At 70.6% G+C, this 22240-nt stretch carries 16 protein-coding genes; 10 read left to right on the plus strand and 6 right to left on the minus strand.

The window, feature by feature from the left end; all coding sequences use genetic code 11:
- Window positions 1–138 precede the first annotated feature (138 nt).
- Both WME96_RS02345 and WME96_RS02350 read right to left on the minus strand, forming a co-directional pair.
- Window positions 139–1155, minus strand: coding sequence for an aldo/keto reductase (locus WME96_RS02345; RefSeq protein ID WP_437288557.1), 1017 nt, complete (start codon window positions 1153–1155; stop codon window positions 139–141).
- Between the two features lie 99 nt (window positions 1156–1254).
- Window positions 1255–2751 carry a hypothetical protein gene (locus WME96_RS02350; RefSeq protein WP_437288558.1) on the minus strand — a complete coding sequence of 499 codons (1497 nt, stop codon included), beginning with the start codon at window positions 2749–2751 and terminating at the stop codon, window positions 1255–1257.
- Between the two features lie 220 nt (window positions 2752–2971).
- Here WME96_RS02350 and WME96_RS02355 point away from each other — a divergent pair, with 220 nt between their 5' ends.
- The 8 genes from WME96_RS02355 (at window position 2972) to WME96_RS02390 (ending at window position 13053) form a co-directional block, all read left to right on the plus strand.
- On the plus strand, window positions 2972–4699 hold the full coding sequence (locus WME96_RS02355) for a serine/threonine-protein kinase (RefSeq protein WP_437288559.1): 1728 nt from the start codon (window positions 2972–2974) through the stop codon (window positions 4697–4699).
- On the plus strand, window positions 4696–5688 hold the full coding sequence (locus WME96_RS02360) for a PEGA domain-containing protein (RefSeq protein ID WP_437288560.1): 993 nt from the start codon (window positions 4696–4698) through the stop codon (window positions 5686–5688). Before WME96_RS02355 ends, WME96_RS02360 begins: the two co-directional genes overlap by 4 nt.
- A gap of 261 nt (window positions 5689–5949) precedes the next feature.
- The gene (locus WME96_RS02365; protein WP_437288561.1) at window positions 5950–6867 is read left to right on the plus strand and encodes a hypothetical protein; all 918 of its coding nucleotides are present in this window, start codon (window positions 5950–5952) and stop codon (window positions 6865–6867) included.
- 43 nt (window positions 6868–6910) lie between these two features.
- A complete protein-coding gene (locus tag WME96_RS02370) occupies window positions 6911–7681 on the plus strand; it encodes a thioesterase II family protein (protein WP_437288562.1) in 771 nt (256 codons plus the stop codon).
- 89 nt (window positions 7682–7770) lie between these two features.
- Window positions 7771–9417: a fumarate hydratase gene (locus WME96_RS02375; RefSeq protein ID WP_437288563.1), complete on the plus strand. Its 1647-nt coding sequence runs from the start codon at window positions 7771–7773 to the stop codon at window positions 9415–9417.
- A 227-nt stretch (window positions 9418–9644) separates the two neighbouring features.
- On the plus strand, window positions 9645–9950 hold the full coding sequence (locus tag WME96_RS02380) for a hypothetical protein (protein WP_437288564.1): 306 nt from the start codon (window positions 9645–9647) through the stop codon (window positions 9948–9950).
- Window positions 9950–10891: an alpha/beta fold hydrolase gene (locus WME96_RS02385; RefSeq protein ID WP_437288565.1), complete on the plus strand. Its 942-nt coding sequence runs from the start codon at window positions 9950–9952 to the stop codon at window positions 10889–10891. The genes WME96_RS02380 and WME96_RS02385 overlap by 1 nt, the downstream gene beginning before the upstream one ends.
- Before the next feature lie 611 nt (window positions 10892–11502).
- Complete coding sequence (locus WME96_RS02390; RefSeq protein ID WP_437288566.1) at window positions 11503–13053, plus strand: serine/threonine protein kinase; 1551 nt, start codon at window positions 11503–11505, stop codon at window positions 13051–13053.
- Window positions 13054–13146: 93 nt separating this feature from the next.
- On the opposite strand, the gene WME96_RS02395 is transcribed toward WME96_RS02390, so the two are convergent.
- From WME96_RS02395 to treS, 4 genes are all read right to left on the minus strand, one after another.
- Window positions 13147–13794: a superoxide dismutase family protein gene (locus tag WME96_RS02395; protein ID WP_437288567.1), complete on the minus strand. Its 648-nt coding sequence runs from the start codon at window positions 13792–13794 to the stop codon at window positions 13147–13149.
- A 211-nt stretch (window positions 13795–14005) separates the two neighbouring features.
- Entirely contained in the window at window positions 14006–14581 is a 576-nt protein-coding gene (locus WME96_RS02400; protein WP_437288568.1) for a hypothetical protein, read from the minus strand.
- 140 nt (window positions 14582–14721) lie between these two features.
- A complete protein-coding gene (locus tag WME96_RS02405; protein ID WP_437288569.1) occupies window positions 14722–15603 on the minus strand; it encodes a hypothetical protein in 882 nt (293 codons plus the stop codon).
- Between the two features lie 412 nt (window positions 15604–16015).
- Complete coding sequence (gene treS / locus WME96_RS02410) at window positions 16016–19414, minus strand: maltose alpha-D-glucosyltransferase (RefSeq protein ID WP_437288570.1); 3399 nt, start codon at window positions 19412–19414, stop codon at window positions 16016–16018.
- 414 nt (window positions 19415–19828) lie between these two features.
- Between treS and WME96_RS02415 the strand changes: the two genes are divergently transcribed.
- Together WME96_RS02415 and WME96_RS02420 are read left to right on the plus strand one after the other, a co-directional pair.
- Window positions 19829–20431, plus strand: coding sequence for a hypothetical protein (locus WME96_RS02415; RefSeq protein WP_437288571.1), 603 nt, complete (start codon window positions 19829–19831; stop codon window positions 20429–20431).
- Between the two features lie 199 nt (window positions 20432–20630).
- A complete protein-coding gene (locus WME96_RS02420) occupies window positions 20631–22235 on the plus strand; it encodes a serine/threonine-protein kinase (RefSeq protein WP_437288572.1) in 1605 nt (534 codons plus the stop codon).
- The last annotated feature ends 5 nt before the right edge of the window (window positions 22236–22240 follow it).

Below are 22240 nucleotides of genomic sequence, written 5' to 3' on the forward strand. Positions count from 1 at the left end.
CCCTCCCTGCGCGCACTGGCTCGCGCGCCGCCGCGCGATGGGCTCCATGGGTCGCCCGTGGGATCGCGGCAAGCCCGCTCTGTGCGGTCTGGCCCGCGACCTCGGGCGACCGCGCGAGATGGCGGATCCTCCGTACCGTCAAGCTGCCGAGCGCTCCCCCTCCGCGGCGGGCCGCTCCGGCGGCGCCATGAACTCGGGACCCACCGGGTCGTGCACCGTCTGGGCGAGCACAGCGTCGATATGGGCGCGGGCCTCGTCGTCGAGGCTCCAGCCCATCAACTCCTTCATCGGCGCGAGCTCCTCCGGCCGCCGGGCTCCCCAGAGGGCCACCGAGACACCGGGCTGGTCGAGCACCCAGCGCACCGCGAGCGCGAGCACGCTCCGGCCGTAGCGGTCGCGCGCGAACCGCTCGAGGCGCCTCACCGCGTCGAGGTACTGCGCGAAGCGCGGCGGCTGGAACTTCGGGTCGACCCTCCTGAGGTCGTCACCGAGGAACTCGGTCTTCTCGTCGATCGCGCCGCTCAAGAGCCCGCGGCAGAGCGCGCCGTACGTGAGCGTGGCGACCCCGTTGTCGCGGCACCAGGGCAGGATGTCCGCCTCCGCTTGCCTCTCGAAGAGGTTCAGCGGCGGCTGGGCCGAGGCGATCGGCGCGACGGTACGGAACCGCAGCATCGCGTCGATCGGATAGTTGGAGACGCCGATCGCGCGGATCTTGCCCTCCCGCTGGAGCTCGAGGAGGGCCGCGGCCGTCTCTTCGTAGGGCGTTTGCGGATCCGGCCAATGGACCTGGTACAGGTCGATGTAGTCGGTGCGCAACCGGCTGAGCGAGAGCTCGATTTCCTCCAGGATCTGCCGTCGCGTCCCGTTCCTGAAGAGCGCGTCCCCGCGCCGCTCGAGGCCCACCTTGGTCGCGAGGACGACCCGATCGCGCTGGCCCCGCTCGGCGATCGCCCGACCGACGACCTCTTCGGAGTGCCCGAACCCGTAGGCAGGTGCCGTGTCGATGAGGTTGATCCCGAGGTCGAGCGCCGCGTGAATCGTTCGAACCGACACGTCGTCGTCGGCGCCCCCCCATTGATACCCGCCGATGGCCCAGGTCCCGAGCCCGATCCGGCTCGCCGGGATCGGCACATCACGAAGGTTCACGTGCTCCATATCCAGCCTCCTCGGCTCACTCCGGCCATCGGAGGCATCTGGCATGCCCGCTGGCGCCGGCGGCCTCAAGCGGGCCATCCGATCTGTCGCCGAGCCCGGTTAGTTCGCGCTCCACACCGCCCATTTCCCCGACGTGGCCCAGGTGTCGTCGGCGTCCCTGAACGCGCCTACGAACGCGGCGTCAGGATCGAAGAAGCCGCCCGTCGGCGTGGCCGCGTTCTCCGTCAAGGACTTCACGGGACCGAAGACCGGCGCCGAGGGATCGAAGCAACCCTGGATACCCGGGTCCACGGCCCGATTCTTCCGGTCGGGGTCGCTCAGGAGCTCGATTTCATCGAAGCCGCCGTCGTCATCCGCGAGCGGGCCTGTCCCGTCGCTCACCTCGGCGAAGGCGAAGTCGTTCACCAGGTTGGAGAAGATCGAGCTCGACACGTTCGGCACGGTCTCCGGGTCGCGCACGTCGAGGCCAGATTCGAAGCCCGTGACGATCGTGTTGACGATGGTCGCCCTCGTCGACCGGCGGAGCAGAATGCCATACTGCTCCTTGTCCAGGTCCACGCCCTTCCCGCAGAGCGTCGCGTTGTAGATCGTGGGCTCGCTCCTCGGCTCGGGCGCCGGCGTGAGCGCGAGCGGGTCGTTGTCCCCCTCGAACCCGTTCGTCTCCTCCGCGACGCCTGGGTCCTGCTGCGCGACCAGGAACTGGAGCTTGCCGCGGTAGCCGTAGTCCCAGTCGAACGCGTCGTCGCCGCTGTACTGGCAGGCGAGGTGCTTCGCGTTCACCGCGCCCCCGAAGAACTCGAAGCAGTCGTCGGACACGTGCCTCACCTGGACGAAATCGATGATCGTCCCGCGGCCCACCCCGCCCAGGGTGAGCCCGTTGATCTCGTTGTTTGGCGCGATCTTCACGCCGGAGTACTCGATGCGCACGTACTTGAGCGTGCCGCTCGAGTCGTTGTCGTCGATTCCTCCGTACTGCCCGCCGTTCGTCAGGCCCTCGATCTGACCCGGGACGTGGTTGCCTTCCCCGTCCACGTGGTTGATCCGCGCGTTGCCGAGGAGGATGACGCCCCCCCAGTCCCCGGGACGCCGGTCCTCCGGGGCCTTGCCGCTCGTGAACACGATGGGCTCGTCCTTCGTGCCCACGGCGATGAGCTTGGAGCCGGGGTGCACCACGAGGACCGCGGGGGCCTGCGGGTTGCTGTCGCCGCGGATCGTCGTGCCCTTCTCGACGGTCAGCGTCGCCCCCGCGGTGACGTTCACCTGACCCTCGAGCAGGTAATCAAGTCCGCATCTCAGCGTGAAATCCTCCGTGATGTCCCCGGCGATCTCCGCGATGGGCTTGTCGGTCGCCGCGCAATCCGCCGGGGTGACGCCGCCGCCCCCCGGTCCGCTCGACGCGGGGACACAGACGCGCTCCGCGACAGCGCAGACCGCACCGCCGAACTGCGCGCAGTCCGCGTCCGCGTTGCATTGCTCGCCACGGCGCTCGACGATGAGCGAGCACGCGAGGCCGCCCGTGGCGAGGGCGCCGGCTGTGAGCGTGCTCAGGGCGAGGGCGAGGGCAGGTGAGTCGGTGCGACGGCGCTTGTCGTTCATCTCGATGTCCTGAGTGCAAGAGAGCGGTTGACGCCGCGCCGCGTGCCCGGCGCCCGGCAGAGGCCCGGCGCTCCGGGCTCACAGGATACACGGACGAAACCGGCCTGCGGAGGCCGCCCGCATTCGCGGGAACGTCACCCGGAGGTTGCCTCGAAGTAACAGGCCACAGGCATCCTGCCGCCGGGCTTCCCCTCGGCGGGATCGACCCAGCACAGGTCGAATGAGCGCTCCCAGCGATCCCAATGACTGGCGGAGATATCGCCCGATCGTCGAGATTGGCAGGGGCGGCATGGCGGACGTGTGCCTCGCGGTCGCCCAGGGGCCGGTGGGGTTCAACAAGCTCGTCGTGCTGAAGCGGGTGCGGGCAGAGCTGTGCGCGGACGCCGACATCCTCGCGATGTTCCTCGACGAGGCGCGCCTCGCGGCCCGGCTCAACCACCCGAACGTCGTGCAGACGTACGAGGTCGGCGACGACGGAGCGCGCTTCTTCATCGCCATGGAGTACCTCGATGGCCAGCCGCTCGGCGCCGTCCGCAGCCGCATGGGGCACGACAAGGTGCCGCTCCCGCTCCAGGTGCGCGTCCTGTGCGACGCCCTCGCCGGGCTCCATCACGCGCACGAGCTGCGCGATTTCGACGGCACACCCATCGACGTGGTCCACCGTGACGCGAGCCCGCAGAACATCTTCGTCACCTACGACGGCGTGATCAAGGTGGTCGATTTCGGCATCGCCAAGGCAGCCGACTCGTTGTCGGAGACGCGCACCGGGACGCTCAAGGGAAAGGTGTCGTATATGTCGCCGGAGCAGGCGCGCGGCGAGCGCGTCGACCGGCGCTCCGACATCTTCTCCGTGGGCGTGATCCTGTGGGAGGCGATCGCCCGCAGGCGCATGTGGAAGGGCTACAACGACCTCGCGATCCTCGGGCGGCTCGCCCTCGGGGAGCTCCCGTTGCTGCGGGAAGAAGCGTCCACGGTCCACGTCGACCCCGAGCTCGAGCGGATCTGCATGAAGGCGCTCGCGCCCGCGCTCGGAGCCCGGTATGCCACCGCGGCCGAGCTTCAGGAGGAGCTCGAGCGCTGGCTCCACGAGCACCACAGGGACATGACCGCGCGGCACGTCGGCGCGATCGTGGCCAGCCAGTTCGCGGAGGACCGGGCGCGGCTCAAGCTGCTCGTGGAGGAGCAGCTGGGCGGCGTGCGCTGGAGCGGGAGCCAGCCGAGGGGCGCGCTCGTCGAGCTCCCGAGGCTCAGCGCGAGCCCGGTGTCGATGACCCCGACCTTGACCGCGCCCGCGGCCCCCAGCGTATCGCACGCGAGCTCGATGTTGCCCTCGGTGAGCTCGACCGAGCCGAAGGAGCCCGCCGCGCGCCCGGGCCGCGCGCTCGTCGCGATCGCGGTCGCCTGCGTCGCCGTGGTGGGAATCGCGAGCGTCGGCTTCATGCGCGCGCGGCCTTTGAGGGCCGCGTCGGGCCCGGAGCGCCAGGCGCTGGCCGCCGCGTCCGCGGCGACGGAGCCCTCCCCAGGGCAAGAGGCGGAGCCCTCATCGAGCCAAGGCGAGGCGATCAAACTCGTCGTCCGCGTCTCGCCCGCCGACGCGAAGCTCTCCGTCGATGGAGCGCAGGTATCGCTCGGCCCCTACGCGGGGCGGCTCGTGAGGGACGGCCGCGAGCACGTCGTCCGCGCCGAGGCGCCGGGCTTCCTCGCGCGTGAAGAGAAGATCACGGCGAGCAACGATCTCTTCTTGAGCCTGTCGCTGGAGCGCGCGCCGGAGCCGCGGCCAGTCGAGCGCCTCCCCATCCCTCGGAGAGCGCCGGTGATCGCCGCCACGACGGGCCCCGCGGCGGCCGCGTCGCCGCCCATCGCGCCCGCGCCGACGTTGCCCGCGCCGACGTTGACCGAGCGGAGGCCGCGGCGCGCCATCGACCTGGAGAGCCCCTACGCCCGATGAGGATCCCGCGAGCCCTCGCCCTGTGCGCCGCAATCGCGCTCGTCGTCCCGCGCGGCGCGCTCGCCGAGCCCGCCGACAGGACCGCGGAGGCCGACGCGCGCTTCCGGCGCGGCGTCGAGCTCTACGGCGAGGCCGACTACATCGCGGCGCTCACCGAGTTTCGCCGCGCCTACGCGCTCGCGCCCGCATATCAGGTGCTCTTCAACGTCGCCGGGGCGTGTTATCAGCTCAGGGACTACGCCTGCGCCCTGCGCGCCTTCGAGAAATACCTCGCCGACGGCGGCGCGCGGATCGCGGGCGACCGGCGGGCCGAGGTCGAGAGGGACATCGCCGTCCTGCGGGGCCGCGTCGCGACCGTCGCGTTATCGACCTCGGCGCCTGGCGTCGAGATCTCCGTGGACGATGTGCCCGTGGGCAAGACGCCGCTCGCCGAGCCCCTGCTGCTCAGCGCCGGGCGCCGGCGCATCGTCGCCGAGGTGCCGGGTCGCCCGGCCGTCCTGCGGGTCATCGAGGTGGCCGGCGGCGATCACGTCCAGCTCCGGATCGAGCTGCCCGAGGCGCGCGCCCTGCGGGCCGAGGGCGCGGGCAGCCCGGTGGCCTCCTCGTCGGCGCAGCCCAGCGCCCCGGTGGATCGCGCCCCTCGCGCGGCGTGGAGCGCGCCCGTGCTCCCGTGGATCGCGACCGGCACGCTCGCCGCGGGGGCGGCCGTCACCGGGGTCATCGCTCTCGGCGCCTCTGCCGACCTCCAGGCCGCGCTCGACGCGTTCCCCGGCGACGCGCGGACGATCGATCGCGAGCGGAAAAGGACCGCGACGCTCGCGCTCACCGCCGACCTGGTCGCCGGCGCCGCCGTCATCGCCGGCGGCGTCTCGCTGGTTCTCACGGTCGTCGGCGGAGGCCCGGAGCGCGGCGACGGAGCGCGCGCGCCATCTCCCTCCGTCAGGCTCGTGTGCACGCCGTCATCGCTCCAGCTCGTGGGCTCCTTCTAGGCGAGTGCCTTCCTTCGTCCAACGCTGTCCCGACGCGGGGCGTCGCAGGGTCACAGCGGTCAAAAAGCTTGCATCCAGCGCGCTCGGGCTGCATTGATCCGGGCGAGCGCCGCGGTTCATGGGGCCTCGCCCGTGCGGCGCGGCGGCGCGGCGGCGACAGTACGACAAGGTGGTCAATCGCCCGCGCATCCCTCGAGTCCAGTACGAGATGGGAGACACCAGGTGAGCACGACCAAAGCGTCTCTTGGTACCTTGTTCCTCATGCTCTCCCTGGCCGCGCCTGCGCTCGCGCAAGAGGCGGCGCCGCGGCAGCCCATCACGGACAAGACGAAGGAGCGTTGGGCGAAGAGCCAGGGTGGCCGGTTCGGATTCGAGATCGACGTCCTCAGCTCGTCGTACCAGAGGTACACCGCGGCGGCGGGCGCCGATCCGGACGAGGTCGAGGTCACGGAGTCCGAGCGGCTCGGCATCGCCATCACCGCCGCCACGCAGTACAAGCTCTTCGCCGGTCTCCACCTCGACGCGGAGATACCGTTCGCCTACGGCGATGTCGTGGGCTTCCAGTCCACGGATCTGTTCGGCAGGACGTTCGAGAGCGACGCGCGCTACAGCAGGTTCTTCCTCGGCAATCCCACGTTCGGCCTCCATTACGCTGACAACCTGCTGCCCAACCTCGCGGTCTTCGGCGGCATGGGCCTGACGATCCCGCTCCACCCGCACCCCGGGCGAACGCTCGAGGTCGCGGCGGTGGCGAACTTCCCCGCGCGGGCCTACTTCGATGCGCAGCGCGTGCTGCTCGGGCACTGGGCCTTCCGGGCGCGCGTCGGGACCGAGATCCACTTCGGCAAGATGCTGTTCCTCACCCACGACGTGGCGGCCCAGGTCTTCCTCCCGACCCGGGACGGCGACATGACGAAGTCCGTCATCGAGCAGGGCAACGAGATCGAGTTTCGCCCGTTCGGGAACTTCGGCCTCGGCATGCGCCTCCAGGCCGCGTTCCCCCTCTCCTCCAGCAACTCGGCCCAGCTCGCGGCGGAGCCGTTCATCGCCTGGGAGCCGCTCGTGAAGGGCTCGTTCACGCGCGTCGGCGCGCTGGTCGCGCTGGACGACGATCTCGGCTTCGGCCTCGATCAGGGCAAGGTCGCCACCATCCGCGTCGCCCTCGGCAGCAAGTGGTAGGGAGGCGGGCGCGGCAGCGGCGAGCTACGCTGAGCGCGACCCCATGACCACGCGCTCGACCTCCGACGCCTGGGTCGGCTGCCCGCGGCCGAACCCCGCTTCCCGGCTCCGCCTCTTCTGCTTTCCCTATGCGGGCGGCGGCGCGTCGGTCTACAGCGCCTGGTGGCGCGAGCTCCCCGCGCACACGGAGCTCTGCGCGATCAAGCTCCCCGGCCGGGAGGCGCGCCTCAGCGAGCCGCCGTTCGAGCGCCTCACGCCGCTCGTGCAGGCCCTCGCGACCGCGCTCGACGGCTGGCTCGCGAAGCCGTTCGCGTTTTACGGCCACAGCCTCGGCGCGCTGGTGAGCTTCGAGCTTGCGCGCGAGCTGCGCCGCCGCGGCGCTCCGCTCCCGCGCCACCTGTTCGTGTCGGCGCGGCGCGCCCCCCACCTGCCCATCGTTGCTCCGCTCCACGGCCTGCCCGACGACGAGTTCCTCGCGTGGCTCCGCCGCATGGGGGGCACGCCCGAGGAGGTCCTGCGCGAGCCGGATCTCCTCGCGCTCTTCCTTCCCGTCCTCCGCGCCGACGTGGCCGTCAACGAGGCCGAGCCGTTCGTCCCCGGGCCCCCGCTCGACTGCCCGATGTCGGCCTTCGGGGGCGTCGACGACGAGCGCGCGAGCCCCGCCGAGATGGAGGCATGGCGCGAGCACACGCGCGGGCCCTTCCGGACCGAGGTGTTCCCCGGCGGGCACTTCTTCCTGCGGACCGCCCGCGCCCCGCTCCTCCGGTCGATTTCAGCCGTGCTCGACGACGTGGCGCGCGATCTCCCCGCGTGACGGCCGGCTCCGGGCGGGTGTTGAGCCCGGGCCCGGAGCCATGCAAAGAAGGGGGACCCGCAGCCTCCCTGCCCCCGGAGACCCGAACGATGACCGATTTTCAGTACCAGGACATGCTGCCCCTCGGCCATGACGAGACCCCGTACCGCCTCGTCAGCCGCGACCATGTCTCCACCTTCGAGGCCGCTGGCTCGACCTTCCTCAAGGTCGAGCCGGAGGGGCTCACCCTGCTCGCGCGCGAGGCGATGCGCGACATCGCCCACCTCCTCCGGCCCGGTCACCTCGCGCAGCTCGCGCGCATCCTCGACGACCCCGAGGCCTCCTCGAACGATCGCTTCGTAGCGCTCGAGCTCCTCAAGAACGCGAGCATCGCCGCGGGGGGCGTGCTCCCGTCGTGCCAGGACACCGGCACGGCCATCGTCATGGGCAAGAAGGGCCAGCTCGTCTTCACCGGCGGCGGCGACGAGGCCGCGATCGCGCGCGGCGTCTTCGAGACCTACCGCGCGCAGAACCTCCGCTACTCGCAGCTCGCGCCGCTCGACATGTACAGGGAGGTCAACACGAACGACAACCTCCCTGCGCAGATCGAGATCTTCGCGACCGACGGCGACGCCTACAAGTTCCTCTTCATGGCGAAGGGCGGCGGCTCCGCGAACAAGAGCTATCTTTATCAGGAGACCAAGGCGCTCCTGAACCCCGAGAGCCTGCTCTCCTTCCTGGAGGCGAAGATCCGCGCGCTCGGCACCGCGGCGTGTCCGCCGTACCACCTCGCGATCGTCGTCGGCGGCACCTCGGCCGAGCACACGCTCAAGGTCGCGAAGCTCGCCTCGGCGCGTTACCTCGACACGCTCCCGGCCGAGGGCAACGCCCGCGGCCGCGGCTTCCGCGATCGCGATCTCGAGCAGAAGGTCCTCGAGCTCGCGCAGCGCACCGGGATCGGCGCCCAGTTCGGGGGCAAGTACTTCTGCCACGACGTGCGGGTCATCCGCCTGCCGCGCCACGGCGCCTCGTGCCCGGTGGGCATCGCCGTCTCCTGCTCCGCGGACCGGCAGGCGCTCGGCAAGATCACGCGCGAGGGCATCTTCCTCGAGCAGCTCGAGAGCGACCCCGCGAGGTACCTGCCCGACCCCACGGAGGCGGATCTCGGGGGCGAGGTCGTGAAGCTCGATCTCCGCCGCCCGATGCGCGAGATCCGGGCGGAGCTCTCGAAGTATCCGATCCGGACGCGGCTCTCGCTGACCGGGCCGATGATCGTCGCGCGCGACATCGCGCACGCGAAGATCAAGGAGCGGCTCGACCGCGGCGACGGCATGCCGAGCTACATGCAGGAGTTCATGGTCTACTACGCCGGGCCCGCGAAGACGCCGGCGGGCTACGCCTCCGGCTCGTTCGGGCCCACCACGGCCGGCCGCATGGACGCGTACGTCGATCTCTTCCAGGCGAGCGGCGGCAGCTACGTCATGCTCGCCAAGGGCAACCGCTCCCCTGCGGTCACCGCGGCCTGCAAGAAGCACGGCGGCTTCTACCTCGGCTCGATCGGCGGTCCGGCCGCGCGCCTCGCCAAGGACTGCATCAAGAAGGTCGAGGTCCTCGAGTACCCCGAGCTCGGCATGGAGGCGGTCTGGAAGATCGAGGTCGAGGATTTCCCGGCCTTCATCGTCGTGGACGACAAGGGCAACGACTTCTTCGCCGACATCAACAAGCCCTCTGGCCGCAAGCTCGACGTCGCCGGCTGAGCGCCTGTATCGGATCGAGCGCGGAGGGCTCCTGTCCGTTCGTCCGCGACATCGGCGGCGACCCGGGAAAGACGCACCTCCCGCTACAAACATCCCCTGAGGCGAAGCGTCACGCCTGGGGCGTGTTTGCTCCTGCTCGGCCCAGCGAGCGCTGCGCGAGCGTCTCCGGGGCGGCGATTTGCCGAGGCACGGTCCGTGCTCCTGGGCTCCAGCGAAAGGAGCTGAGCATGACAGTTCGACCTGAGCGCACCGTGCCCCGAGGCCAGCCCGATCCCGGGCACCACCGTTTCGAGGATCGGCACGGCGGACCGGACGGGGCTCGTCATCACATGGAAGAGGAGCGCCTCGAGAGGCTGGTGCGCGCCGCGCAGGAGGTCTCGGATCAAGCCGCGCGCGACGGGCGCCGCGAGCCTGGTCAGGATCGACCGGACGAGGGCGGCCGCGTCGACGCTCGACCGGCTCCGAGGACCGCCAGCATCGCCGACATCGAGCGCGCGGACGACGAGGGCATGCTCTCGCCGGAGGAGACGTGATGGGCGCGCGCGCGATGAGCCTCGATGCGGTCGTCGGACGCTTCGCGCCGAGCGCGCTCCGCAAGGCGGAGCGCGCCCCCCTGGCCCCCGCGCTCGACGCGGAGATCCGTCACGTGGACACGTGGAGCGCGGGCCGCCTCGCGTACTACGTGGACACGCGCGCCACGGGGCGCCCGGTGGTCCTCCTGCATGCGATCGACGCGGCCGCCTCGTCGAAGGAGGTGGCCCCCCTGTTCGACGCGCTCCGCGCGGAGCGGCCCGTCTATGCGCTCGATCTCCCGGGGTTCGGCCTCTCCGAGCGCACCGACCGCGCTTACGATCGTGAGCTCTACCGCGCCGCCGTGCGCCGGTTCCTCACGGACGTGGTGCGCGAGCCGGGCGGCGCCGACGTCATCGCGCTGTCCCTCTCCTCGGAGTTCGCCGCCGCCGTCGCCTGCGAGGAGATGAGCCTCGTTCACACCCTCGTGCTCGTCTCTCCCACGGGGCTGGGCCGCGAGGCGCCCGGCGCGAGCCTCGTCCTGCGGGCGGTCTCGCACGTACCTCACGTCGCCGAGGCGCTTTACCGCGTGCTCGCCACGCCGCCGAGCATCCGCTGGTTCCTGAAGAAGAACTTCGTCGGCGCGCCGGATCCCGGCCTTGTCGACTACGCCATCCGCACCTCGAAGGAGCCTGGCGCCCACCGCGCCCCCCTCGCGTTCATCGCCGGCGACCTGTTCACCGAGGACGCGTTCCAGCGTCTCTATGCCCGCCTGCCCGTCCCCACCCTGGTCCTCTACGATCGCGACCCCCACGCGCGCTTCGACCGTCTCGACGAGCTCGCGCAGCAGAACGCCCGCGTCGAGGTCGCTCGCGTCTCCCCGACGCGGGGTCTCCCGCACTTCGAGCAGCTCGACGCCACGCTCGAGGTCGTGCGCAGGTTCTGGACGCAGGACCCCTGGTAGATCCCCGACTGCTGAGCGACCCTGGCGGGGCTCAGGCTCCGCGCAGGGCGGATACTGCGTCAGGCGGTAACCGACTCTGGGTCGCCGACGAGTCGGTGTGTGGGCGCCATTACCAACAGGCTCCATGACCCCCGCCGAGCGGACCTGTGCTGGTGTCCCCGGCGGACCTGTGCGGATCGCCCTGGGTCGCACATTCCGGTCACCACGCTCCGAGCTGTCGGTGTACAATGACAGTGTGGCCGATCAACTGGCATGTTGGCGCGAGCGCGATGTGCGCGCGGCCACATGTCGGGCCTCTCGATACCAGGCGAGGTTGTCAGGGCGCCAACATTCACTCCCCTCGACCCGGTTGGCCCGCCACCTCGGCCGGTCGCGTGTTCGGCGGCCGATGAAGCGCTGCGCCAGGATGCCGCGCCGCGCCACCTACGTGTCGGGTGCGCAAGTGTTTCCGAGCGTAAAAGTCTTTGCAAACTTCAGGTCAACGGAGTAGTTAAGCTCTTATAGCGGGGGATGTCGTGAATGCAGGCGGTCAAATCATCTCTGCGAACAAGCAAGCGAGTAATAGCTTGCTTGGTAGATACCGCCTAGTTGCAAAATTAGGTCGCGGTGGAATGGCGGACGTGTTCCTCGCCGTTTCCCGCGGGCCCGGGTCGTTCAACAAGCTCGTTGTCGTGAAGTGCCTCCGCGTCGGCATGGCGGAGGACCCGCGCTACGTCCTGATGTTCCTGGACGAGGCGAAGCTGTCGGCGCGGCTCAACCACCCGAACGTCATCCAGACCTACGAGATCGGCGGCGAGAGCGGCGGGTACTTCATCGTCATGGAGTACCTGGAGGGCCAGCCGCTCAAGGACATCGTGCGGGCGGTCGTGAGCGGCTGTGCCGGCGCCAGCAACTTCACACGCACGGCGTGGGTCCGGGTCATCGCCGAGACGCTGCGCGGCCTGCATTACGCGCACGAGCTCACGGATTTCGACGGCCGGCTGCTCGGCATCGTCCATCGCGACGTCTCGCCGCACAACATCTTCGTCACGTACGACGGTGCGGTGAAGATCGTCGATTTCGGCGTCGCGAAGGCGTCGCTCAACGCGGCGCACACCGAGAACGGCACCTTCAAAGGCAAGATGGCGTACGCCGCGCCCGAGCAGGCGATGGCGAGCGAGGACGTCGACCGGCGGGCCGATATCTTCGCGATTGGCATCGTGCTCTGGGAGCTCCTGGCGATGCGCCGGCTGTTCGATGGCGATCACGTCGCCGTGATGCACCAGCTCCTCACGCGGGACATCCCGCGGCTCTCCACGGTGGTGCCGGACATCGACCCGGCGCTCGACGAGATCGTGGCGAAGGCGCTCCAGCGCGACCCCGCGCGGCGGTTCGCGACCGCGCAGGAGATGGGTGACGCGCTGGAGAGCTACCTCCTGGTCTCGGGCGAGGACGTCCGGAAGGAGCAGCTCGGCGCGTACGTGCTCGAGATGTTCGCGGAGAGCAGGGCGCTCGTGCGCCAGCAGGTGACCGCGCAGTTCGAGTACCTGAGCTCGCTGGACGTCACCGGCGACATCCAGCGCGCCTCCATGATCAGCGATTTCCCTCGCGCGTCGATGGTCATGGGGATGAACCGCTCGATGTGGCCCTCTGCGACCGGGCTGCCGGTCCTCACCGAGCACAGCACCCCTGGTCTGCCTCAGCACGAGCCGCCGGCGGCCGATCCCGACAGCCTGGGCGCGACGGTGGGACGCCCCTCGCCCTGGCGGCAGCGCGGGTACCTGTTCACCGCGCTCGGCGCGGCGGCGCTGCTGGCCGCGGGGGCCGTCGCGATGGTGCAGCGGGGCACGCTGCTGGACGGCTCGGTGCACGCGTCGGACGTCGCGCCCACGACGAAGGAGTGGGCTCCTCCGACGACGTCGGCCCCTCTCGAGAGCGCTGGCCCGAAGGCCAAGGTCACGATCAAGAGCGAGCCGTCCGACGCGAAGGTCACGTGGAACGGGACGGAGCTCGGCAAGACGCCGCTCAGCATCGAGCTTCCCACGGGGATGCAGGTCGTCGTGGTGTCGAGGGCCGGGTCCTTCGACGAGTCGCTGTTCCTGCAGCTCGCCGCGTCGGACGTCGTCGAGCGCACGGTCTCGCTCCGACCCCAGGAGATCACGCCGGGCGCGACGTCTCGCTAGCCCGTCGGACCAGCGTCGCGACCGGACCCGAGCCGGGGGAGTGGCCGCGCCCCGCCGAGGCTCGGACGGGGCGCGCGGATGCCGTGCGGAGGGTTACTCCAGCTCGATGAGACCGCAGCCGATGCGGCCGCCCGCGCTCGGATCGGCCGCGGCGTGAACGACGATCGAGTACTTCGTCACGTCGGTGCTGGCGCCGTCGCCCACGGTCCAGACGTCGGTGCCGCGCGTGACCGTGTGCGTGCCCTCGCCGCTCGCATCACACGTGAAGCTGCCGAGCCCCTCCCCGTTGGGGATCCAGTGGCCGCCCGCGGCGTCAGCGTTGTCCTCACAGCTCTTGTTCTCGTGCAGATGAGCGGAGTGCTCGCCTTCAGGGCAGCCGGACACCGTGATGGTGAGCGTCACCTCGTCTCCGTTCTGCGTGAACGTCGCAGTCCCCTCCAGCTCGCTCGAGCTCGTCGCCTCGAGCGCCGCCTCGGCGCGCGCGGAGGCGCCGCCGCCGTTCCCGCCTCCACCGTCGCCGCCGTTCCCGCCTCCACCGTCGCCGCCGTTCCCGCCTCCACCGTCGCCGCCGCCGGTCCCCGACGCGCTCGTGGAGGCATCACCGCCGCCGGTCCCTGAGCCGCTCGCGGACGAGGTGCTGGTGGTGCTGGATCCAGCGGGCGACTCGCCGTCGTCTCCGCACGCCGTCAAGAGAGCGCTGGCGCCAAGGGCGACCAACGAGAGCTTCAACCACCGTGACATGAGTCTCCTTTCCTCGGCGCGACCCGAGCGGGCACGCAGTTGCCCGCTGGACGCGGCCAGGTCATCGAGCGCAGGAGTATGTCCCAAGACGGCGTGTATCCAAACAGCTCCGCAACAAAAAACACACCCGCAGCGTCGAGCCGGTGGTGCGAATCCGATTACGCTCGACAATGAGGGCTGCTGCGCGCGGCGCCTCGCGCGCCGTGCAGGGCTATCGAGGCTTGAGCGCCGGAGCGGTCGACGCTGCCCTGGAGGCGAGGCGCTCGTATTCTCGACCAAGCCATTCAAGGAAATCCTGATTCCACGGAGGGCCGTCAGGCCAGCCCTCACGGATGCGGGCGGCGAGCTCGAGATCCCATTTCCCGTAGAGATCCACGAGCGCGTCCTGCGCCCTGCGGCCCGCCAGCGCGTCAGGATCGCCGCTGGGCTCGCCGCCGTGCGTGAACGCGTCGTCGCAGACGTAGTAATTGCATGTCGCCGCGCGCCGCTGCGGCGGGATGGTGCAGCCCTCGTGACCGTGAAAAGCGCACCTCTTCGGGAGCGCACGACCGTCGCTGTCCCGGGGCTCCACGCGGAGCATGAGCAAGCCGCGCTGGCCAGGGCGCAGGCTGCCGACGGCCATCTGCTCGAACAACCAGCCTGCGCCGCCCAGCGACACGATCCTCCCGATGTCCGACCACTCGACCCCTGGCGGGCTGGCGCAGCAGCCGGTCGGCCCCTGCGGGCAGGCGCCGCACAACGTCGAGTGCACCCTCGTGTGCGCGCCTGCGAGCTCCAGCCGGATCATCGCCCCTCCGGCGCTCCAGGATAACGGCGTCGCCCGGGCCGTCCAGCGGCCGATCTCGGCCCTTCAGCTCGGCTCATCGCGACCGCGCAACCTCGGCTTCCGCCGGGCGGTCGCCGCCATGCCCCCGCGATCCGGGGCGATCACCACACCCCCCGCACCGCGATGCCGCTGGCGGACGCCGTGATCTCGGCGCGTTGCTGCGTGAAGAGCGCGAAGCCGAGCGTGCCGGCTGCGAGCAGGCCGCCCGTGATGAAGCTGGCCGTGCCGAGGTCGCGCGCCGTGAACATCGTGTTCTCGTAGTCGGCGGCCTTCTGGCATTCCGGCGCGATGAGGCGAAGGCAGTTGTTGCCCCCGACGCTCCGCGCGGTCTCGTCCCGGTTCACTTCCGCGTCGTGCGCCACGACCATCAGCACGCCGCCGAGCGCCAGGAAGAGCGCCGAGCCCGCGATGCCCCCGGCGATGAGGCCGGTCCGCAGCCCCGAGCTGGGCGGCGCGCTCGCCGGCGCCGGGCCCCTCGTCGCCGTGGGTTTGAGCGCCGGGACCGTCAGATCGAGCCGCACCTCGCGGACCTCTCCGCGGCGAACATCGATGTCGACCCGCACGGCGGCGGCGCCGTTCAGCGTCGCGGCGATGGAGTGGTGTCCCGGGTTGACGGGGATGAGCTTGTCGCGCTCGACCGTGACCTGCTCGCCGTCGATGGTGCAGGACGCCCCGGCGGGGACGATGAGGCGGATCTCGCCCACGAGCTGCCGCGCGCGGGCCAGGTCGAACAGCCGCGACTCGTACAGCTCGCGCTCCTCCGGCGTGCTCGGCGGCCGCATGATCTCCTTGCACAGCGACAGCCAGCGCACGGCAGCGGGCGCATCGCCGATCCGGTAAGAGAGCGCCCCGATGTTGCAGGCAGCGACCTGCGAGCGCTCCATCCTCCATATCGCCTGCCACAGCTCGCGGGACTCCGCGAAGCGGCCCTCCGCCTGCGCGGCGTTCGCCTGGACGCGCAGGCGGGTCACCGCGTCGTCCACGGGCCCTTTTGTGGGCTCGGCGCGACCGATGGATGAGAAAATGAGAAGAGCGACGGTAATGCATACTCCCAGGCCTAGGTGCGAACTCCTGCTCACTGGGTAGGACCTCCTGGCCCGAGGTTCAGGTCAACCGCGCTCCCGGGGCTCTCTTCGGCGGCGCAGGCCGATAGCCTACCAGACGTGGCCGCCGGACGACTCGACTCTTCGTCTGCCGAGCGGGCCAATGCGCCACGCCAGGGATCTCCTCTGTTCACGGGCCGAGGCCTGCGCAGCCGCAACGCCGCGCCGCCGCGCCGACGGAGGGAAGCGGCGCCGGCAGGTCTCCGCGAACGCCACGCCTCAGGCGCGCCCCACGCGTTGGGAGGCGCCTGAGACAGTTCTGGTCAGGGAAGGGGAGCGGAGGAGCGCACGATTACGCCTTGGGCGTAATCAGCTGCTCCAGCCCGCGCAGCGGGATGTCCAGCCATTCAGGCCGGTTGTTGAGCTCGTAGCCGAGCTCGTAGATGCACTTCTCGAGCATGTAGAAGTCGAGCAGGAGCACCGTGTCGGCGTCGCTCGCGGGCACGTACGGCGCCGTCTCGTCGGTCCGCGCCTCGGCGGTCGCCTGGGCGCGCGCGATCGTTTCCATGTATCCCGCGAGGTAGCTCGCGGAGACCCAGGCCACCCAGGCCTCGGTCCACGGCTTGAGGACGGCGACGTCCTCCGGCCGGAGGCGAGCGTCCCGGAGCGCCGAGGCGCCGGCGTAGTCGAACGAGCGCAGCATCCCGGACACGTCCCGGAGCGGGCCGCGCTTGTAGCGGCGCTCGCTCAGCGGCCTCGCCGGCTCGCCCTCGAAATCGATCAGGATGAAGTCGTCGCCCGTCGAGAGCACCTGGCCGAGGTGGAAGTCGCCGTGCGTCCGGATGCGGGTGACGTCGAACTTCCTCGACACGATCTGCTGGAGCTTCGCGTTGATCTCGGCCTCGCGCTGCAGCATCGCCGACACCTGCTCCCGCACGTTCTCGGGGAGCGAGCGCTCGCGCTTCCTCAGCAGCGCGAAGGTGCGCGCGAGCATGCCGTGCGCCGACTGGAAGATCGACTGCTGGTGCAGCGTCGTGAACGCCTGCTGTCCGAACGAGGGGTCCTTGCTCTGCTTGCCGAGCGTGAGGTGGAGCTGCGCGGTGCGCTCGCCGAGCAGCCGCATCCTCACGAGCTCGGTGCCCATGAGCTGGTTCACGATCGGCGGCGGCGCCGCGCGCGACGCGTCGACCAGCGTGCCGGCGGGCATCGGCGGCGCGCCGCCCTTCACCGACTCCTCGTCGGCGAGCACCCGCTCGAAGAAGCGGTTCAGCGCCTCGAGCGTGCTCGTCCACGCGTCGCTCTGGCTCTGCACATACTCCTGGAGCATCGCCACCGTGGTCGCCTCGCGACCGCGGGCCTGGTAGTCGATCGCCCCGGCGAGCCGCGGCGTGGCCGGGAACTGGTGCTCCGTCAGGAACCGGCCGATCTCGAGCTCCGGGTTGATGCCCTCCTCGACCTGACGGAAGATCTTGAGGAGCAGCTTGTCGCCGTAAATGATGGTCGTGTTGCTCTGCTCGCTCTCGGCGATGCGCGCCGGGAGCTCTCCCTCGGCACCGAGCGCCTCGAGGGTCGTCCCGAGCGGCAGCGCGTGGAGCTCGCCGGCGGCGCCGGTCGCGACGCCCTGCGACCGGATCGCGGCGAGGACCAGCGCGGCGAACTCCGGGGTCGCGAGCGCGTCGTACAGGACGCCCTCGGGCGCGGCCGCGCTCTCCGGGTCCGGATCGCGCACCGTGACGTCCGCGATCACCGCGTGGCGCGTGCGCGTCGTGATCTCCCGCGCGCGATCGCCGGTCGCGAAGCCGACCGGCACGACGTACGTCTCCGGAGAGCCGTCCGTGTACTCGACGCGCACGAGCAGGATGAAGTGCTGCGCCACCCCCTGCGCGTCGCGCGCCATCGGGATCACGTCCGCGAGCGTCGTCGAGCGCCGGGTGCGCGCCTTGCCGCGGAACCAGCGGCGCGCCGAGATGTACTTGCCGATCGCCGGCTCGAGCGCCCTGCGGCCCTCGGGGGAGAGGAGCGCCTGCCACGCGCCCTTCGTCGAGATCGCGGGCGCCGCCTGGCCCTCGCCCGCGGTCGCCGCCGGCACCGCCGGCTCCAGCGCGAACCAGAAGAAGTCGTGCGGCCCGAGCGACAGGGGGTAGCAGCGGCTGCTCGTGATCTCCGGGAAGCGGCTCCTGCCGAACAGCTCGACGGGCACCATGCCCTCGAAGCGCGTGAGATCGAGCTCGACGTGCTGCGCGTAGCGCGAGAGGTTCGCCACGACGAGGAGCCGCTCGTCCCCGTACGCGCGGACGAACGCGAGCACCTTGCTGTTGTCCGGGTGCAGGAACTCGATCGTCCCGCGGCCGAGCACCTTGTGCTGCTTGCGCAGGGTGATGAGCCGCTTCATCCACCAGAGGAGCGACGCAGGGTTCTGCTGCTGCGCCTCGACGTTGATCGCCTCGTAGTGGTACTCGGGATCGATGATGATCGGCAGGTACAGCTTCTGCGGGTTCGCCCTGGAGAAGCCGGCGTTCCGATCGGCGCTCCACTGCATCGGCGTGCGCACGCCGTCGCGGTCGCCGAGATAGATGTTGTCGCCCATCCCGATCTCGTCGCCGTAGTAGAGGACGGGCGTCCCCGGCAGCGAGAAGAGCAGCGCGTTCATCAGCTCGATCCTACGCCGCGTCTTCATGAGCGGGGCGAGCCGGCGGCGGATGCCCAGGTTGATGCGCGCGGTGTGCTCCTGCGCGTAGACGCGGTACATGTAGTCCCGGTCCTCGTCGGTCACCATCTCGAGCGTGAGCTCGTCGTGGTTCCGGAGGAACGTCGCCCACTGACAGCTCTCGTGGACCACGGGCGTCTGCTTCAGGATGTTCACGATCGGGAAGCTGTCCTCGAGCTCCACCGCCATGAACATCCGGGGCATGAGCGGGAAGTGGAAGTTCATGTGGCACTCGTCGCCGTTGCCGAAGTACGCGGCGGCGTCGGCGGGCCACTGGTTGGCCTCGGCGAGGAGCATGCGATCGGAGAAATTCGCGTCGATGTGGCGCCTGAGCTTCTGCAGGAACTCGTGCGTCTCCGGCAGGTTCTCGCAGTTCGTCCCGTCGCGCTCGTAGAGGTACGGCACGGCGTCGAGCCGGAGCCCGTCCACGCCCATCTCGAGCCAGAAGTCGACCACCTTGAACACGGCCGCGTGCACGTCCGGGTTCTCGAAGTTGAGGTCGGGCTGGTGGGAGTAGAAGCGGTGCCAGTAATAGGCGTTGGCCACCGGGTCCCACGCCCAGTTCGACGTCTCGAAATCCTTGAAGATGATCCGGGCGTCCTTGTAGCGGTGGGGCGTGTCGCTCCACACGTAGAAGTCGCGCCAGCGCGAGCCCTTGGGGGAGGTCCGCGCCCGCTGGAACCACTCATGCTCGTTCGAGGTGTGGTTCAGGACGAGCTCGGTGATGACGCGGATGTCGCGGCGGTGCGCCTCGCGCAGCAGTCGGGCGAACTCGCGCCGGGTGCCGTAAGAGGGGTTGATGTTGGTGTAGTCCGCGATGTCGTATCCGCCGTCGCGCAGCGGCGAGGGGTAAAAGGGCAGGAGCCAGATCGCGGTGACGCCCAGATCTTGAAGGTAATCTAGCTTCTCAATCAGCCCCTCGAAGTCGCCGATGCCGTCGGCGTTCGAGTCGCTGAACGCGCGGACATGGAGCTCGTAGATGACCGCGTCCTTGTACCAGAGGGCGTTGCCTTCAGCGGGAGGGGGCTTCTGATCCTGGCTCATGGCTGCTCCGACGGATGCGCGCTGTCCGCGCTGACGACGCCGGGCGCAAAGGACACAGCGGTACAGACCTCAGGCGACGCGCGCCGCCGCCGAGCCAGGAGAGGCCAGGAGGCAACGCACGCTGGGAGGTCCACCACTGGGCGCGCACTGCCGTCCCACGCAGGTGACGCGGATCACGTGTATAGTTTAACTACTTGGAATTGCAAGACCGCGCTGGCCCGACCTCGGATAGCACGTAAGGCGCGGGGCGCAAAGCGGCGCGGCGGCCGCCGCCGGCGGCCTCAGCGATGCCCTGCGCTGTCGAGATCGCTGCTTCGTGAGCTCGGCCCACACGTCGAACCGCAGCCGGTGTAAGAAGCGCTGGCACCTCGTTCTCTGATCGGGCGAGCTCATGCCCATCGAAGGAGCATTCTCATGATGCGTGTCTTCCACGTACTCCCGCTCTGCCTCGCCGCGCTCGGAGCGCTCGCGTGCTCGTCGACGCCCGAGCCGACGACGGACCCGACCAACCCGTGCCCGCCCGGCCAGTGGTGCGCCGCGGCCATGCCGACCACGACCGCGACCGCGATGCCCACGACCACGGCCACCGCCGCGCCCGCTGGCACCGCCGCCACGCCGGTCCCGCCGGTCGCCGCGGTGGCCGCCACGCCGATCCTCCAGGGGATGGGCACGACCGAGGCCCCGGGGATGAAGGCGGACGGCGGGCCGTTCGCAGGACAGTTCCAGGAGGGCCAGACGCTCGAGCAGGACATCAACATCTCGCCTGGCAAGTGCTACACGGTCGTCGGCATCGGCATCGGGGTCCAGGAGCTCGACATCCAGCTCGTCTCGCAGCCGGCGCCCGCGCTGCCGCCCGTCGTGCTCGCGCAGGACAGCACCACCGGCGCCGCGGCGACGCTCGGCGGCAAGGCCTCCGGCTGCTGGAAGAACCCGCTGCCGATCGGCGGCCCGGGCAAGGTGATCCTCAAGGCGACGAAGGGCGCGGGCATCGCGGCCGCGCAGGTCTTCTCCAAGTAAACCTGCGTCAACCTGCTCCCGCGCGCGGCGGCGCCGTGGCGCGCGGGAGCGACGACGGCGCCGTGATGCGCGCGGCGGCGCCGCGGCGCGCGCGGGAGCGACGACGATGGCTCCGTGCCGCGCGCGAAGCTTCCTGTTCCCGCCGCCTGCCTCCTCCCCTAAAGGCAGGCGAACGCGGCCTGGCGCCGCGCGCAATGCCATGAGCGAGACGATCTTCCTCGGCCCCGAGGCCAGCAGCGCGTGCTTGCCGTCGCGCTTCGCGTGGTTGTCGCCCCGGCTCCCGCCGGACCTCGAGGAGCAGGCGGTGCGGCGCGTCGCGTGGATGTCGCTCTGCACCCTCGTCGTGGGCGCCTTTGGCTTCATCGTGTCGGAGCTCTTCCCGAGCCTCCGGCTCGGCCCCCACGCGATCCGCTTCGCGGTCTACCTGCCGTTCATGCTCGTCTCGGCCGCGCTCTTCGTCGTCGCGCGGAGGAGGCTCCTCCCGCCGCCGCGGATCGTCGACCTCTCGTTCGCCTACAAGATCCTGGGCGCCGCCTCGCTCGCCGTGGCCACGAACGCGCAGCCGTGGCCGGAGGGGCCGATGCTGCCGGGCTGGTCGCCGGTGGCCATCTGGGTGCTGATGTTCCCCATCGTCGTCCCGGCCCCGAGCGTGCGCACGCTGCTCACCTCGACGCTGGCGATCCTCACCGAGCCGGCGTTCCTGTGGGTGCTCGTCCGGTCGGGGTTCATGGAGCTGCCCTCGCGCGACGCGATGCTCCGCCGCTTCTTCCCGAGCGTCATCGCCCTGGCGCTCTCGGTGCTCGTGTCGCGCGTCGTCTTCGGGCTCGGGCGCAAGCTCGACGCGGCGCGGGAGCTCGGCAGCTACCGGCTCGTCGAGCGGCTCGGCGGCGGCGGCATGGGCGAGGTGTGGCGGGCGAAACACCGGATGCTCGCGCGCCCGGCGGCCGTGAAGCTGATCCGCCCGGAGGCGTTCGAGGGCGGGGCGGCGAGCTACAGCACCGCGAAGCTGCGGTTCGAGCGCGAGGCGCAGGCGACCGCGGCGCTCCGGTCGCCGCACACGATCGGCATCTTCGACTTCGGCGTCGCCCGGGACGGGTCGTTCTACTACGTGATGGAGCTGCTCGAGGGCATGGACCTCGACACGCTCGTCAAGCTGGACGGCCCGCAGCCGCCCGCGCGGGTGGTCCACCTGCTCCGCCAGGCCTGCCACTCGCTCCACGAGGCGCACAAGGCCTTCCTCGTGCACCGCGACATCAAGCCGGCGAACCTCTTTCTGTGCCGATACGGCGCGGATCTCGACTTCCTGAAGGTGCTCGACTTCGGGCTGGTGGCCGAGCGCCGGAAGGACGCGGCCCCCTCGACGCTGACGGCGGACAACGCGATCACCGGGACGCCCGCGTTCATGGCGCCGGAGGTCGTGGTCGGCGACCGTCCGATCGACGGCCGGACTGACATCTACGCGCTCGGGTGCGTCGCCTACTGGCTGCTCACGGGCGCGCTCGTGTTCGAGGCCGACACGGCCATGAAGACCGTGCTGCTCCACGCGACCGAGGCGCCCGTCGCGCCGTCGAAGCGGGCGGCGCGCGCCATCCCGCCGGCGCTCGACCGCCTCGTGCTCGACTGCCTCGAGAAGGACCCGGCGAAGCGGCCGCAGTCGGCGCGCGAGCTGTCCGAGCGGCTCGCCGCGCTGGGCATGGACGTCGCGTGGACCGAGCGGCACGCGGCGGCGTGGTGGGAGTCGGCGGTCGCGCCGCCGTCGCTCGCGAACCGCCCGGCCAGGGCGGCCGTCGACGCGTTCGGCTGAGCCCC

The organism is Sorangium sp. So ce406, from assembly GCF_051474675.1.
GTDB lineage: Bacteria > Myxococcota_A > Polyangia > Polyangiales > Polyangiaceae > Sorangium > Sorangium cellulosum_G.